This window comes from Synechococcus sp. 65AY6A5 (genome assembly GCF_002760415.1).
Lineage (GTDB): Bacteria > Cyanobacteriota > Cyanobacteriia > Thermostichales > Thermostichaceae > Thermostichus.
In genome coordinates, this window is sequence record NZ_AXUW01000001.1 from 2,042,729 (window position 1) to 2,056,500 (window position 13,772).

General features: G+C 61.4%; 15 protein-coding genes. 11 read left to right on the top strand and 4 right to left on the bottom strand.

What is annotated here, in order from left to right; translation table 11 throughout:
* Window positions 1–207 precede the first annotated feature (207 nt).
* The gene (mnmG, locus tag SYN65AY6A5_RS09745) at window positions 208–2,142 is read left to right on the top strand and encodes a tRNA uridine-5-carboxymethylaminomethyl(34) synthesis enzyme MnmG (protein ID WP_099812537.1); all 1,935 of its coding nucleotides are present in this window, start codon (window positions 208–210) and stop codon (window positions 2,140–2,142) included.
* On the opposite strand, the gene tsaD is transcribed toward mnmG, so the two are convergent.
* Complete coding sequence (gene tsaD / locus SYN65AY6A5_RS09750; protein WP_099835670.1) at window positions 2,103–3,200, bottom strand: tRNA (adenosine(37)-N6)-threonylcarbamoyltransferase complex transferase subunit TsaD; 1,098 nt, start codon at window positions 3,198–3,200, stop codon at window positions 2,103–2,105. The two genes, mnmG and tsaD, sit on opposite strands and share 40 nt — an antisense overlap.
* 166 nt (window positions 3,201–3,366) lie before the next feature.
* On the opposite strand from tsaD, the gene SYN65AY6A5_RS09755 reads away from it, so the two are divergent.
* The 9 genes from SYN65AY6A5_RS09755 (at window position 3,367) to thiD (ending at window position 8,542) form a co-directional block, all read left to right on the top strand.
* A complete protein-coding gene (locus tag SYN65AY6A5_RS09755) occupies window positions 3,367–3,912 on the top strand; it encodes a Photosystem I reaction center subunit III (RefSeq protein WP_099884311.1) in 546 nt (181 codons plus the stop codon).
* A 59-nt stretch (window positions 3,913–3,971) separates the two neighbouring features.
* Complete coding sequence (locus SYN65AY6A5_RS09760; RefSeq protein WP_011429204.1) at window positions 3,972–4,091, top strand: photosystem I reaction center subunit IX; 120 nt, start codon at window positions 3,972–3,974, stop codon at window positions 4,089–4,091.
* Window positions 4,092–4,216: 125 nt separating this feature from the next.
* Window positions 4,217–4,693, top strand: a complete 477-nt coding sequence (locus SYN65AY6A5_RS09765; RefSeq protein WP_011429203.1) for a photosystem I reaction center protein subunit XI — start codon at window positions 4,217–4,219, stop codon at window positions 4,691–4,693.
* 384 nt (window positions 4,694–5,077) lie between these two features.
* On the top strand, window positions 5,078–5,509 hold the full coding sequence (locus SYN65AY6A5_RS09770) for a ribonuclease III domain-containing protein (protein ID WP_011429202.1): 432 nt from the start codon (window positions 5,078–5,080) through the stop codon (window positions 5,507–5,509).
* A gap of 32 nt (window positions 5,510–5,541) precedes the next feature.
* Entirely contained in the window at window positions 5,542–6,606 is a 1,065-nt protein-coding gene (rlmB, locus tag SYN65AY6A5_RS09775) for a 23S rRNA (guanosine(2251)-2'-O)-methyltransferase RlmB (protein ID WP_011429201.1), read from the top strand.
* Window positions 6,607–6,652: 46 nt separating this feature from the next.
* Window positions 6,653–6,910 (top strand): DUF1816 domain-containing protein, encoded by a 258-nt coding sequence (locus SYN65AY6A5_RS09780; protein ID WP_099884313.1) that lies wholly within the window; start codon window positions 6,653–6,655, stop codon window positions 6,908–6,910.
* Window positions 6,910–7,227 carry a 2Fe-2S iron-sulfur cluster-binding protein gene (locus SYN65AY6A5_RS09785; RefSeq protein ID WP_168173317.1) on the top strand — a complete coding sequence of 106 codons (318 nt, stop codon included), beginning with the start codon at window positions 6,910–6,912 and terminating at the stop codon, window positions 7,225–7,227. The genes SYN65AY6A5_RS09780 and SYN65AY6A5_RS09785 overlap by 1 nt, the downstream gene beginning before the upstream one ends.
* 69 nt (window positions 7,228–7,296) lie before the next feature.
* Window positions 7,297–7,497 carry a hypothetical protein gene (locus SYN65AY6A5_RS09790; protein WP_011429198.1) on the top strand — a complete coding sequence of 67 codons (201 nt, stop codon included), beginning with the start codon at window positions 7,297–7,299 and terminating at the stop codon, window positions 7,495–7,497.
* Between the two features lie 220 nt (window positions 7,498–7,717).
* On the top strand, window positions 7,718–8,542 hold the full coding sequence (gene thiD, locus SYN65AY6A5_RS09795; protein ID WP_228375400.1) for a bifunctional hydroxymethylpyrimidine kinase/phosphomethylpyrimidine kinase: 825 nt from the start codon (window positions 7,718–7,720) through the stop codon (window positions 8,540–8,542).
* A gap of 61 nt (window positions 8,543–8,603) precedes the next feature.
* Here thiD and leuC read toward each other — a convergent pair whose 3' ends face one another.
* Together leuC and ispE are read right to left on the bottom strand one after the other, a co-directional pair.
* Window positions 8,604–10,007: a 3-isopropylmalate dehydratase large subunit gene (gene leuC, locus SYN65AY6A5_RS09800; RefSeq protein ID WP_099884315.1), complete on the bottom strand. Its 1,404-nt coding sequence runs from the start codon at window positions 10,005–10,007 to the stop codon at window positions 8,604–8,606.
* Between the two features lie 150 nt (window positions 10,008–10,157).
* Window positions 10,158–11,087 carry a 4-(cytidine 5'-diphospho)-2-C-methyl-D-erythritol kinase gene (gene ispE / locus SYN65AY6A5_RS09805; protein ID WP_099812544.1) on the bottom strand — a complete coding sequence of 310 codons (930 nt, stop codon included), beginning with the start codon at window positions 11,085–11,087 and terminating at the stop codon, window positions 10,158–10,160.
* Between the two features lie 359 nt (window positions 11,088–11,446).
* On the opposite strand from ispE, the gene SYN65AY6A5_RS09810 reads away from it, so the two are divergent.
* Window positions 11,447–12,370: an NAD(+) kinase gene (locus SYN65AY6A5_RS09810; protein WP_011429193.1), complete on the top strand. Its 924-nt coding sequence runs from the start codon at window positions 11,447–11,449 to the stop codon at window positions 12,368–12,370.
* Here the strand turns inward: SYN65AY6A5_RS09810 and SYN65AY6A5_RS09815 are convergent.
* On the bottom strand, window positions 12,367–13,772 hold a 1,406-nt coding region (locus SYN65AY6A5_RS09815), incomplete at its 5' end, for an AAA family ATPase (RefSeq protein WP_240531028.1). The genes SYN65AY6A5_RS09810 and SYN65AY6A5_RS09815 overlap by 4 nt on opposite strands.

Consider the following 13,772-nt stretch of genomic DNA (forward strand, 5'->3'; position numbering starts at 1 on the left):
ACCCGACTAAAATAGTCTGAATTAGATCCGGCTGGGGAGAGCGGGATCGTAGCCGGTTTGGGCAACCTCGGAGCGGCAGACTGGTGGAGGTCTGGCTTTCTCTTGCCGAGATTTGGGGATAGCCCTCTATCCGTCGCTAGACTGGAGAAACAAGCTGTAACAACCTAATTGGGATAGGGGATCCCGGTATTCCGCGGAGGCGATCCTATGCTCAAAGTTGGACGGGACAACGTGGACTTTCTCGACCACTACGACGTGATCGTCGTGGGTGGGGGACACGCTGGCTGTGAAGCGGCCCTGGCGGCAGCGCGGCTGGGCTGTAATACCTTGATGCTGACGTTGAACCTGGACAAGATCGCCTGGCAGCCCTGTAACCCCGCTGTGGGGGGCCCGGCCAAGTCGCAACTGGTGCACGAAATCGACGCCCTTGGCGGCGAGATGGGCAAAGTTACCGACCGCACCTATTTGCAAAAGCGGGTGCTCAACCGCTCGCGGGGGCCGGCGGTATGGGCCTTGCGGGCGCAAACCGACAAACGCGAGTACGCGCGGGTAATGCGCTCGGTGGTGGAAAACCAGCCCAATCTGAGCATCCGCGAGGGCACTGTCACCGACCTGGTGCTGGGGCGCAACGATGAGGTGGTGGGCGTGGTTACCCATTTTGGCAGCGTCTTCGGCTGTGGGGCGGTGATCCTGACCACGGGCACCTTTCTGGGAGGGCGCATCTGGATTGGCCGCCACTGGCAGCCTGCTGGCAGAGCGGGGGAATTTGCCGTCGAAGGCCTGACCGACACCCTGCGCCAACTGGGCTTTGAGACAGGTCGGCTGAAGACGGGCACCCCTGCCCGTGTGGATCGCCGCAGCGTCGATTTTTCCGTGATGGAGCGGCAGCCAGGGGATCCCGACCTGCGCTGGTTTAGCTTTGACCCGGAGGTGTGGGTGCCGCGGGAGCAGATGGACTGCTATCTCACCCGCACCACGCCGGAGACCCACCGCATCATCCGCGAAAACCTCCACGAGACGCCGGTCTACGGCGGCTGGGTGGAGGCCAAGGGGCCCCGCTACTGCCCCAGCATCGAAGACAAGATCGTCCGCTTTGCCGACAAGGAAAGCCATCAAATTTTTATTGAGCCAGAGGGGCGGGATCTGCCGGAGCTCTACATCCAGGGGTTCTCGACGGGGATGCCAGAAAAGATCCAGATCCAGATGCTGCGCTCCCTGCCCGGCCTGGAGCGGTGCGTCATGCTGCGGCCTGCCTACGCCGTGGAATACGACTATCTGCCGGCCACCCAGCTCTACCCCACCCTGATGACCAAGAAGGTGCAGGGGCTGTTCTGTGCCGGCCAAATTAACGGCACCACCGGCTACGAAGAGGCAGCAGCCCAGGGTCTGATCGCCGGGATCAACGCCGCCCGCCTGGTGCAGGGGAAGCCGCTGGTAACCCTGCCGCGGGAGTCCAGCTACATCGGCACCCTCATCGACGACCTTTGTACCAAAGAGCTGCGGGAGCCCTACCGCATGCTCACCAGCCGCTCCGAATACCGCCTTATCCTACGCGCCGACAACGCCGACCAACGCCTCACCCCCCTGGGGCGGGAATGGGGCCTCATCGACGACCGCCGCTGGGCCCTCTTCCAGGCCAAGCAGGCCCGCATTGCCGCCGAGATCGAGCGCCTAGAAACCCAGCGGGTCAAGGCCCACGACCCCGCCGGGATCCACCTCAGCCAACTGACCGGCCAGGGGATCAAAGGATCCGCCACCTTGGCCGAGCTCCTGCGCCGCAACCCGATCCACTACGCCGACCTGCTAGAGCTGGGGTTGGGAAATGAGGAGCTGGATCCCTTTGAGCAGGAGGCAGCAGAAATTGCTGTCAAATACAGCGGCTACATCCAGCGGCAACAAGCCCAGATCGAGCAGGTGAGCAAGCAGTACCACCGCCCCCTGCCCCCCGATCTGGACTACCACTCCATCCCCACCCTCTCCAAAGAGTCGCGGGAGAAACTGGCGGCAGTCCGGCCTCTGACCGTGGGCCAGGCGGCCCGCATTGGCGGCGTCAACCCCGCCGACATCAACGCCTTGCTCATCTACCTCGAGGTGAGACAGCGTCAGAGAGCGACGGCAGAACCTGTTGGCAGCTCGCGGTAATCTTTGCGCCCAGCCGTGTAGAGAGCAGGGATCTCCTCCAGCGCCATGCGCGAAGCCACGCCCAAATCCAAGGGGGAGACCTCCCCGCGCAGCCAGTGACAGAGGCCGGCTGCCCCAATCATGGCGGCGTTGTCGGTACAGAGGTTTGGGGGCGGGATCACCACCCGCAGGCCCTTTTGCTGGCCCGCTTCCAGAAGGCGAGCGCGCAGCTCCCGGTTGGCAGCTACCCCGCCAGTCAGCAGCAGGGTTGAGAGGCCAAGAGCTTCGGCGCAGGCCACGGCTTTTTCCGTGAGGACGCGCGTTAGGCAGGCCTGAAAGCTGGCGGCAATGTCGGCAATGGGCAGCTCCTGGCCTTCCTGCTGCAAGTGCTGGACGAGGCGCAGCACAGCCGTCTTCAGGCCACTGAAGCTGGTGTCGTAGGGGTGGTCCAGCTTGCCTTCCGGCAGGGGAAAGCGATGGGGATCCCCTTGTTGCGCCCAGCGGTCGATCTGGGGCCCGCCCGGATAGCCCAGCCCCAACAGCCGCGCCACCTTATCAAAGGCTTCGCCGGCAGCATCGTCGCGGGTGCGGCCCATTGTCTGGTACTCCCCGTAGTCCTTCATCCAGATCAAGCTGGTGTGGCCTCCCGAAACCAAAAGGCACAGGCAGGGAGGTTGCAAGTCGGCTGTGGCCAAAAAGCCGCTGAAGAGATGGCCCTCCAGGTGATGTACCCCAATCAAGGGCTTATCGTAGAGCAGCGCCAAGGTCTTGGCCGCCATCAGCCCCACCAGCAGGGATCCCACCAGGCCCGGCGCACAAGTTACGGCAATGGCATCCACCTCGGCTACGCCTAGCCCGGCCTGCTGCAGCGCTGACTCGAGCACAAAGGGCAGAGTTTCCACATGGCGGCGGGCAGCCACCTCCGGCACCACGCCCCCGTAGGCTGCATGGAGGTCGATCTGGCTAGCCACCACAGAGCTGAGCTGCCGTGGGGCAAAGGTCGGCCAGGTTGGCTCCGCCTCCACCACCGCCACAGCCGTTTCGTCGCAACTGGTTTCAATGGCAAGGACACAGGCCATGGGAAAAAGGGGTGGGAATGCCTCAGGATCCTTAAGAATTGTGTGAGCTAAAACCCGAGATCCCTCCGGATAAGGCGCTCAGGAGTATGATACTAACCGTTTGGTGCTCGTTTCTGCACTGAGCATTCCTCCCCATTGAGTCCCTAGCTCAAGGACACATCCTGCCATGCGAACCCTTTTGAGTCTCCTTTTGGCCCTTTGCCTAGCGCTTGGTTTTACCCAGGCAGTGCAGGCAGAGCCTTTGATTGGCTTGAAGCCTTGTAGCGAAGTTCCTGCTTTCCAGGCTCTACGAGATCAGCGCCTGAGCAGCCTTGAAGAGAAAATCCGCAACGCTAGCCCTGAGTTGGCTCCCCTTTACCAGCAAAAGTTGGTCCAAACCGAAAAGCGTTTTGAGCGCTACAGCAAGCTGCTCTGTGGCGAAGAAGGCTTGCCCCACCTGGTTACCGATGGCCGCTGGAGCCATGCAGGCGAGTTTCTCATCCCTGGCCTGCTTTTCCTCTACATCGCCGGCTGGCTGGGCTGGGCTGGGCGCTCCTATCTGATTGCTGTCCGGAATAGCGACGAGCCGGAGATGAAAGAAAGCATCATCGACGTCCCCTTGGCGCTGCGCTGTTTCCTCACGGCTTTGGCCTGGCCTGCCGCTGCTTTCAAGGAAATTGCCAGCGGCGAAATTCAGGAGCCGGAAGAGGCCGTGCCCATCTCTCCTCGCTGAAGAAGGGGCTTCTCCTCGGCTTTTGGCTTAGCTTCACCCATCCAACTTGAGAGGTATGTATGTCTGATTTCACCAAGTTTCTCACCACGGCTCCAGTGGCCTTTATCTTGTTTTCCAGCTTCGTTTTTGCGCTGTTCATCGAGATCAACCGCTTCTTCCCCGACATTTTGACGTTCTGAACTCGCAAGCCAGGGATCCCCAGCCGCGCCAGCAACACCCACAGGGATCCCTGGTCTTTTAAGCCAGACTTTTTGGAATTTGAGGTTTTTCTAACCCTTTTTGCACTGGAACCAGAGTTGCCGACATGGTTGAACCCACTGCCGATACCGTTTCTCCTAATAGGGGATATATCGCCGTCCCGGAAGGGGATCCGCAGATTGGCGATTTCTGGACGCCGATCAACCACGCGCCTGTTGTCCGTCTGTTGATAGACTGGTTGCCCATCAACCGGCCGGGATTGAGCTCCATTTGGCGGGGTTTGGAAATTGGCATGGCCCACGGCTATTGGTTGGTGGGGCCTTTTGCCAAGCTAGGGCCGCTGCGCAGCGAGCCCATCGGCCTGCTGAGCGGTTTCCTGGGAGCCTGTGGCCTGATCTTAATCATGACGGCAGCTCTCTCTCTCTACGGCACCGTCTCCCCGCAGCGCAACGACGGGCCGGTGCAGGGATCCCAATCTTGGAGCGAACTGGCCGCCGGCTTTTTGGTAGGGGGCATGGGCGGGGCAATCGTCGCCTACCTGCTTCTGCTCAATGGAGATCTGTTGTTTCCCAATTTTGGTTAAGCGGCTTCCCCTCTCCATCCATCCCCTTGTCTTGGACGGCCTTGCGAGTCTCTCCATCCTCTGCTGAGCGGCGGCTTGGCCAGATGGGCTCTGCTTTCCAGCTTTTCGCGTTGATGCCGGCCCGCTTGCCCACAGCTTCCCTGGATTTTGCTCTCCAGCTTCTTGACGGGGTTTCAGCTGGCTTTTCAAGGCTTGCAGCGTCTTTGTGATCCAATAACCTGAGCAGGCGAGGGAAAAGTTCAGGGCAGCAGTGAGACTGGCAGAAGGCAGGAAGCTTGCCCTAGCATAGACTGAGCCAGCCAGTGGAGTCTCGAATTTGCTATGAACCGACGGCAGCGGTTCTAGGCATTTTTCCAAATAGCCAAATAGTTTTTGTAAGCTGTCGTGAGCGATCTCCTGTCCGATCCCACTTCTGCAAGCTTCTCTTTGGCTGAGATCGGTCGCCTGTCGCCTGCAGCCCTGGCCTACCTGGGAGATGCCATTTACGAACTGCACGTGCGACGGCAGCAGTTGTTTCCTCCCACTCGGCCAGAGCTTTACCATCGGCAGGTGGTAAGGCGGGTACGCGGATCTGCTCAGGCCAGATTGTTGTTGGCGCTTTTGCCCTATCTCAGCCCTGAAGAGCGGGAGATCGTCCGCTGGGGCCGCAACGGCTGCGGTCGTCCACCCCGCCACTTGCCCTTGGCCGACTACCAGAATGCCAGTGGCCTGGAAACCATCTTGGGCTACCTTTACCTCACCGATCCCGAGCGGCTACGCCACATTCTCGCTCTCACCGATGTTTTGGCCAAGACGATAGGCGAGGGGGAAGGTTAAGATCGGCTTTTACTCTGCACCGTTCTCTGCCCATGCCCAAGCCTTCCCAATGCAAACCTCCCTTACGGCTGTCTCGCCGGAGCAAGCTGCAGCGGCAAGGGGCGGGGCAACCCTTCAACAAGCCCAAGCAGACCAAACGGCGCGAGGGGGGCTCCCCGCTCCATCTCCAGCCGGCGGCGCAAGAGCCGCCCGTAAAGCCGCTTCGTCGCAAGGCTGAGCAGGAGCGCCCCCAGCCAAATCCCAGCCCTCCCGTTGCCAGTCCAGAAGACGGGGAGCTGCAGGTTAACCGGGATCCCGAAGCCGAACCTGAACAAGAGATCATCTACGGTCGCCAAACCGTGTTGGCTGCGCTGAGAAGCCAGGCCACCCTTAACCGAGTGTGGGTGCTGCCGCGGTTGCGCTACAGCCCCCAATTTTGGTCTTTGTTGGAAGAAGCCAAAGCACGGGGTACCGTCATCGATGAGGTGTCTCTCCAGCGGCTAAACCTTCTCACCGCTGGAGCCAACCACCAGGGGATCGCCGCCCAGGCCACCCCTTACCGCTATGTGGATCTGGAAGAGCTGGTGGAACAGAGCCGCCAGTCCGGCCCCCATCCGGTGCTGGTGGTGCTGGACGGGATCCAGGATCCCCACAACCTGGGGGCTATTGCCCGCAGCGTGGAGGCGTTTGGCATGCAGGGGATGGTGATCCCACAGCGGCGGGCGGCAGGCGTCACTGCGACGGTGATGAAGGTGGCAGCGGGGGCCCTCTCTACTTTGCCGGTGGCGCGGGTGGTGAACTTAAATCGCGCCCTGGAATATCTTAAAGGGCAGGGGTTTTGGGTCTATGGCACCACCAGCCAGGGGGCTGCCCCTATCTACAGCGCCGACTTTCGCCGACCTATTGCCTTGGTGGTGGGATCCGAAGGGGAAGGCATCAGCTTGCTCACCCAGCGCCACTGCGACCAACTGCTGTCGATCCCCTTGGCGGGCCGCACGGAAAGTTTGAATGCTTCGGTGGCGGCGGGCATCGCCCTCTACGAGATCCACCGGCAGCGCTCCCCCCACCGAGGTCGAAACATTTCTCAACAAATCCTCAACGAAGGCAGTAGAATCTAGGTGATTGCAAAAGATCCTGAGTCATCCTTTGCGCTTAATAGGGGGGATGGATCCCGTGGGCAACCCTTTGGTCTGGCTGTTGGATAGGCTGCGGGGCCTAGCAGTCTGGGTTGAGATCACCACCGACGACTGCACCTATTACTACGGCCCCTTCGCCAGCGAGAAAGAAGCAGAGGCGCATAAAGGTCGCTACATCGCCGACCTGAAGGCGGAGGGGGCTGAGAAGATCGAGGTTCAGATAAAGAAAATGCGCCAGCCGCAGTCGCTGACGGTGGTCTGCACTCCTTCGCGGGTTCGTTCCTGATGACGGCTATGGTTTACCAGGTAACCGTTCATCACCGGGGCCAAACCTACCGGTTTACCGCGGCGGCAGATCAGACAGTTTTACAGGCGGCTCTCGAACACGGCCTAGAGCTGCCCTCTTCCTGCCAGGCGGGAGTCTGTACCACCTGTGCAGGGAGGCTGAAGTCGGGATCCGTGGCCCAGCCTGACGCCATGGGGATCGGGCCGGAACTCAAGGCTCAGGGCTTTGTGCTGCTGTGTGTAGCCTATCCTACTTCCGATCTAGAGGTGGAGACGGACCAAGAGGAGGAGGTCTATCGTCTCCAGTTTGGCTCCTAGCCCTGCTTGGATATCCACCCCCGTTGAGGGCAATTCTGTGCGGGTTACTCAAAGGAGTTCTAACGGCCTGTGAAGCTGCACTTTCTCCGCCTTTCCCTGCCCCTAAGCCTGCCGGTTTCTGCTGCTCGACTGGAGGGATCCCTTACCGAGCAGGTGGCCCAGGAGCTAGGACAGCCAGCTCAGCTTCTGCGCTGGAGCCTGACGGCGGTGGAGGGGGATAGGGCTTGGGTGGAGGTAGTAGCTACTACCGACGATGGCCATTCCGATTGAAGACAGCCCACCCCTCTCCTTAGGAAGAGGGGAGTTGGGGATAGCGCCCGCGCCGCCGGCGCGTTCGCAACTGCGTTGCCTATCGGGTCTGAAAGAGTTTTCCCAAGACCTCAGAGGCTAGCGGGAATCATTTCGTTGCTACGCTGAAGGACAGAAATGGCTAGCGGTACCCTCGGCAGTTTTTGTCCTTTGGCCAATGTCTGTCCCCACATCTGAACCAATGTCGGCTCCAATGTTGGCCGAGCAGCATCCCCCTGTTGCCCTCACCATTGCCGGATCCGATAGCGGCGGCGGAGCGGGCATTCAAGCGGATCTGCGCACCTTTGCCTTCCAGCGCGTCCACGGCACTTCCGCCCTCACCTGCGTAACTGCCCAAAACACCCTCGGGGTCAACCGCGTGGATGCCCTGCCGCCGGAGGCGGTGGCCGCCCAGATTGAGGCGGTGGTGCAGGATATCGGGGTGCAAGGGATCAAAACCGGCATGTTGCTCAATGTCGAGATCGTGCGGGAGGTGGCCCGCCAAGTGGAGCGGTGGGCCCTGCAGCCGCTGGTGGTGGATCCGGTGATGGTCTCCCGCACCGGGGCCAAGCTGCTGGCAGAAGACGCCATCCAGGCCATCCGCGAGCGGCTGATCCCGCTGGCCCAGGTCGTTACCCCCAACCGCTACGAGGCCCAGATTTTGGCAGGGATGGAGCTGCAGTCATTGGCGGATATGGAGGAGGCGGGCCGCCGCATCTACGCCCTGGGCTGTAAGGCGGTTTTGGTCAAGGGGGGAGGTATGCCAGGGGAACTGCAGGGGGTGGATGTGTGGTTTGACGGCGAGCGGCTGGAGATCCTCAAAAGCGAGCGCATCCCCACCCGCCACACCCACGGCACCGGCTGTACCCTCTCGGCAGCCATTGCGGCGCAACTGGCTTGGGGCAAGGATCCCTTGGCGGCGACGCTAGCAGCCAAGGCCTATGTTACCGAAGCCCTGCGGCATCCTCTGGCCATCGGCGCAGGACAAGGGCCGGTGGGGCACTTCTACCCGCTTCTCCAGTCTTAGCCCCCTTCTTCGCAGCCGGCAGCCGCTCAGGCTGCCGGGGGAGGTTGAACGGCCCCGCTGGCTAGAGCAGTTCCCGCACGTCCACCACTTTGCCGCTCACGGCCGCCGCCGCCACCATGGCCGGGCTCATGAGCAGGGTGCGCCCACTGGGGGATCCCTGGCGACCCTTAAAGTTGCGGTTGGAAGAAGAGGCGCTAATCTGCCGGCCTACGAGGCGGTCTGGGTTCATGGCCAAACACATGGAGCAGCCGGGATCCCGCCACTCAAACCCTGCCGCCTCAAAGATCTCGCGCAGGCCCTCGCGTTCCGCCTCCTGCTTGACCCGCTCCGAGCCGGGCACGACAAACGCCTTCACTCCAGGCGCTACTCGCCGTCCTTTGGCAATCTTGGCCGCCTCCCGCAAATCGCTCAAGCGGCCGTTGGTGCAACTGCCAATGAAGCAGACATCCACTGGCGTGCCCACGATGGGATCCCCCGGCCGCAAGCCCATGTAGGCATAGGCTTCCTTGGCCAGCTCCCGCTCGCTTTCCGGCAGCTCTTCCGGTGCCGGGATCCGCTCGTCCACCCCAATGCTCTGACCAGGGGTGATTCCCCAGGTTACGGTGGGGGCGATCTCTGCGGCCTGAAACACCACCACGTCGTCGTAGACGGCGTCGGGGCCGCTGGCCAGGCTTTGCCACCAGGCCACTGCCTCCTCCCAGTCGGATCCCTGAGGAGCAAACTCCCGTCCCTTTAGATACTCAAAGGTTACCGCGTCGGGATTGACGTAGCCGCAGCGGGCTCCCCCCTCGATGGACATGTTGCAGAGGGTCATGCGCTCCTCCATGCTCATGGCCTCGATGGTGCTGCCGCCGTATTCGTAGGCGTAGCCCACCCCGCCTTTGACCCCCAGCTTGCGGATGATGTGGAGGATCACATCCTTGGCGTAAACCCCCGGCCCCAACCTGCCGTGCACCTCGATGCGGCGCACTTTGAGCTTGGACAAGGCCAGAGTTTGGGTGGCCAGCACGTCCCGCACCTGGCTGGTGCCGATGCCGAAGGCAATGGCCCCAAAGGCCCCATGGGTAGACGTGTGGCTATCGCCGCAGGCAATGGTCATCCCCGGCTGCGTCAGCCCCTGCTCCGGCGCAATCACATGCACGATCCCCTGCTGGCCGGAGCCGCTGTTGTAGAAGCGGATGCCATATTGGCGACAGTTGCGCTCCAGCTCCTGGATCATCTCCTCCGCCAAGGGATCCGCAAAAGGTCGCGTCCGGTTGTCTGTAGGGATAATGTGATCTACCGTCGCCACCGTCCGCTCTGGAAAAAGAACTGGCAGATTGCGCTCCCGCAGCATGGCAAAAGCCTGGGGACTGGTGACCTCGTGGATGAGGTGTAGCCCAATGAACAACTGCGTCTGCCCTGAGGGCAAGATCCGCACCGTATGGGCGTCCCAGACTTTGTCGAACAACGTCCTCTCGCTCATCTTCCTCTCCGGCCTGCGGCCAAGCCAGTTTTGAGCTGCTTTCCGTAGAGCTTCAATGTCCTACTTGTTACCAAAGCTTGTCAAGTCAGAGGTCGGGGCGGGCAAAGCACCTTTCCCAAGGCCGGGCTAGCCCAGTTGAGCTGACCGGCCCTAGGGGAGACGGAGGGCCTGGGGATCCGGCTCCAGCAGAATACCGGTGGGAGCAAACTGGGTTACCCAGAAATCCACCTCTGGAAAGTGGTGGCACAGACTGTCACGGGCTTGGGCGGCCCTCTCCAGGCTGGCCATGATCCCAAACACCGTCGGCCCTGAGCCCGACATCAGGGATCCCAGCGCTCCTGCCTCGAGCAAGGCCTGGCGCAATTTTCCCACGATAGCGTGCTCGGCCAAAACTGGTTGCTCCAGATCGTTGCGCAAACTGCGGGCCAAGCCCAGCAGATCCCGACGCTCCAGAGCAGCCAGCACCTGAGGCAAGGTGGGCCGGGAGGGCGCGCCAGAAGGCGAGGCAGCGGCGTGGCGAGCCCGAAAGGCCTGATAGGCCCAGGCGGTGGAAACCCCTAGATGCCGGGGCTTGGCCAACAGCAGCGGGATCCCTTCCCAGTCGGCCAGCGGCTGTAAAACTTCTCCCCGTCCCGTAGCCAACTGCGTCCCCCCCTGCACACAAAAGGGAATATCGGATCCCAAACGGGCCGCCAAGCTCTGCAGTTCTCCTACCGTCAGGCCCAGGCCCCAAAGCTGGTTCAGACCCACCAAAACTGCCGCCGCATCCGCTGAGCCGCCCGCCAAGCCCGCTGCTACTGGGATCTGTTTTTCCAGCTGGATCTCCACTCCCAGCTCAGCCCGACATTCCCTTTGCAGCAGCTCAGCCGCGCGGTAGGCCAGGTTGCGGGCATCTGCCGGCACTTCCGGGTGATCGCAAATCAAGAGGATCCCGTGGGGACGGCGCTGGAGATGCACGCGATCCGCCAAAGTGATGCTCTGTAGGATCATGGCCACCTCGGAATAGCCATCGGGGCGGGAGCCGAGGATTTCTAGGTAGAGATTGATCTTGGCGCGGGCAATCAGGGTACAGGCTTGCATGGGGAAAGGAGCGAGGTTGACAGCAACTCCCCTCAGCCTGTCCAAACCAAGGGGAAACCAGACCTTGCTGGGGAGGCCTTCCAGCCTGATTCTAAGGCAAGGGATCCCTGGGCGGAGGAAACAGCATGGGATTGGCTATGGCCATCGGGCCGGCCACCGTTTGCTGCAAAAGCGCCCGCAAAGCGGGATCCGCTGCCCAGCCCAAGGGCGAAGCTGGAGGCGAGCCCAGGGCACCCCGGAACGGAAGCTAGGTTTACTTCACCAAAACCCGAGACCGCTGCCGTCCTGGTTGCAGAAGGGATCCCAGAGCCGATCCAGAACTGATAGAGTTTTGGCACCCTCTGCCTCACCACTGCCCCATGAGCAAGCCCAAAGCCGGGATCCTCTACAACGACGCCAAGCCCGCCGCCAAGCGCAGCAGCGAAACCCTGTCCCGCTGGTTTCAGGAACAGGGTTGGGAAGTCTGTGTCGCACCCAACTGGGGCGGCATCCTTGGCTACGCCAAGCCCGACAGTCCCGTCTGCTTGACCAAGGTGGACAGCCTGGCCCCCGCCGGCTTTGACGAGAGCATGAAGTTTGCCGTGGTGCTGGGGGGAGACGGCACCGTTTTGGCAGCAGCCCGGCAACTGGCCCCCAAAGGGATCCCCTTGCTGGCCGTGAACACGGGCCACCTGGGCTTTCTGACAGAGACCTACCTAACCCACCTGGAGGAGGCGGCCAAGGCAGCCATTGCTGGCGAGTACATTCTCGATCGCCGCAGCATGTTGCTGGTGCAGGCCTACCGCGGCAACGAATTGCGCTGGGAGGTGCTCAGCCTCAACGAGATGGTGCTCCACCGCGAGCCCTTGACCAGCATGTGCCACTTTGAAGTAACCATTGGGGATCACTCACCGCTGGATGTGGCTGCCGACGGCATTATTTTAGCCACCCCCACCGGTTCCACCGCCTATGCCCTTTCTGCGGGAGGGCCGGTCATCACTCCCGGCCTGCCGGTGTTGCAGTTGATCCCTATCTGTCCCCACTCGATGGCCTCACGGGCTCTGGTCTTTCCCGATTCGGAAGAGGTATGGATCAGCCCCGCCAGCCCTCAGCCGCTGGTTTTGGTAGCGGACGGCAATGCCGGCTGCTACATCCTGCCAGAAGACCAAATTCGCGTTGTCCGCGCCCCCTACTGCACAGATTTGATTCGCCTACGCCGACCGGAGTTTTTCCGCGTCATGCGGGAGAAATTGGGCTGGGGCCTAACCTACGCCTCCAAGCCCACCTCGGTAGAGCTGCCTTAGTTAGAAAACTTAAATGAGGAGGGGCTGTCGACTTCGATGGGGCCCAGCCCTCTTTTTTGCACCAGGGTTTGCAGCTCGTGCACAAGGTGTTGATCTCGGGAGGCCGTTCGGGCCCCGGACTCGGCAGCCCACGCTTTCAAGTCTTGAATCTGGTCGCGGGCGATGGCGGCCAGGGGAACGGTTTGGCGAATGGCGCCGAGAATATCCTCCTGGGTAAACTCGCGGGGCGGATCCTGGTTGAAGGCCATGTGCATGGCATCGTAGATGGTCTGCTCAATTTCTGCGCCGCTGAAGTTTTCGCTGGCCATGGCCAGCTCAGGGTAGGCAAAATCCCGCACGCGGTTGGGCCGCAGCCGCTGGATGTGGACTTGGAAGATCTCCTCCCGCTCCCGTTGGTTGGGCAAATTGACGAAGAAAATTTCGTCAAACCGGCCTTTGCGCAGCAGCTCGGCCGGCAAGATGCGGACATTGTTGGCGGTGGCAACAATAAAAACGGGTTTGGTCTTTTCCTGCATCCAGGTAATGAGGCTGCCGAAGACCCGCTTGCTGGTGCCCGAATCCCCTGAAAACTCGCTGTTGACGCCGCCAAAGGCTTTATCCAACTCATCAATCCACAACACACAAGGGGCCATGGCTTCGGCAATTTGGATCATCTGGCGCACGCGGCTTTCGCTTTCGCCGACGATCCCGCCGAAGAGTCGCCCCACATCCAGCCTGAGCAAGGGCATGCGCCACTCGCGGGCTATGGTTTTGGCACATAGAGACTTGCCGGTGCCCTGGATCCCGGCCAGCAAAATGCCCTTAGGACTGGGCAAGCCATAGGCACGGGCCTGGGCACTAAAACTGTTGCGGCGCTGCCGAATCCAGGCTTTGAGGTTTTCCAGGCCGCCGACATTTTGCAAGGTCTCGGAGGGGTTGTAAAACTCCAGGATTTCCGTCTGGCGGATGTATTGTTTTTTCTCTTCCAAAACGAGATCAATATCCCCTTCGCTGACCTTGCCCTTGGCGGCTAGGGCGCGGGCCAGGATGCGCTCAATGCGCTGCCGGGTCAGTCCTTGGCAGGCTCGAACCAGTTGTTCCCGCGCCGGGCCGCTTAGCTCCAGTTGACGGGCAGGGATCGCGCGGGTAATGATCCGCTCAATTTCGGCGATGCTGGGCAGGGGAAAATCATAGACCACAATTTCCTCGCGCAGCTCGGCAGGGACAACGGCTTCTTGGCCCAAGAGGATGATGGACTTGCGGCTGTGGCGGCTCTCTCTGGCCAGGGTTTTCAGGTAGCGGATGACGGGGTAATTGTCCGAGCGTTCCGGATTTCTCAGGGTGGGGTTTAGGTCTTTGAGAACACAAATAACCGCCTCGTCCTCTTTGATGGCGCCGATGCGGCCCAGAGCAGGCATCAATT

Excerpts from the sequence above, each read along its gene's own strand:
- tsaD (WP_099835670.1), bottom strand. The coding sequence starts at position 3,200 with ATGGCCTGTGTCCTTGCCATTGAAACCAGTTGCGACGAAACGGCTGTG.
- SYN65AY6A5_RS09780 (WP_099884313.1), top strand. The coding sequence starts at position 6,653 with ATGGATCCCGTGGGCAACCCTTTGGTCTGGCTGTTGGATAGGCTGCGG.
- ispE (WP_099812544.1), bottom strand. The coding sequence starts at position 11,087 with ATGCAAGCCTGTACCCTGATTGCCCGCGCCAAGATCAATCTCTACCTA.
- SYN65AY6A5_RS09785 (WP_168173317.1), top strand. The coding sequence starts at position 6,910 with ATGACGGCTATGGTTTACCAGGTAACCGTTCATCACCGGGGCCAAACC.
- mnmG (WP_099812537.1), top strand. The coding sequence starts at position 208 with ATGCTCAAAGTTGGACGGGACAACGTGGACTTTCTCGACCACTACGAC.
- rlmB (WP_011429201.1), top strand. The coding sequence starts at position 5,542 with ATGCCCAAGCCTTCCCAATGCAAACCTCCCTTACGGCTGTCTCGCCGG.
- leuC (WP_099884315.1), bottom strand. The coding sequence starts at position 10,007 with ATGAGCGAGAGGACGTTGTTCGACAAAGTCTGGGACGCCCATACGGTG.
- SYN65AY6A5_RS09810 (WP_011429193.1), top strand. The coding sequence starts at position 11,447 with ATGAGCAAGCCCAAAGCCGGGATCCTCTACAACGACGCCAAGCCCGCC.
- thiD (WP_228375400.1), top strand. The coding sequence starts at position 7,718 with ATGTCGGCTCCAATGTTGGCCGAGCAGCATCCCCCTGTTGCCCTCACC.
- SYN65AY6A5_RS09755 (WP_099884311.1), top strand. The coding sequence starts at position 3,367 with ATGCGAACCCTTTTGAGTCTCCTTTTGGCCCTTTGCCTAGCGCTTGGT.
- SYN65AY6A5_RS09760 (WP_011429204.1), top strand. The coding sequence starts at position 3,972 with ATGTCTGATTTCACCAAGTTTCTCACCACGGCTCCAGTGGCCTTTATC.
- SYN65AY6A5_RS09765 (WP_011429203.1), top strand. The coding sequence starts at position 4,217 with ATGGTTGAACCCACTGCCGATACCGTTTCTCCTAATAGGGGATATATC.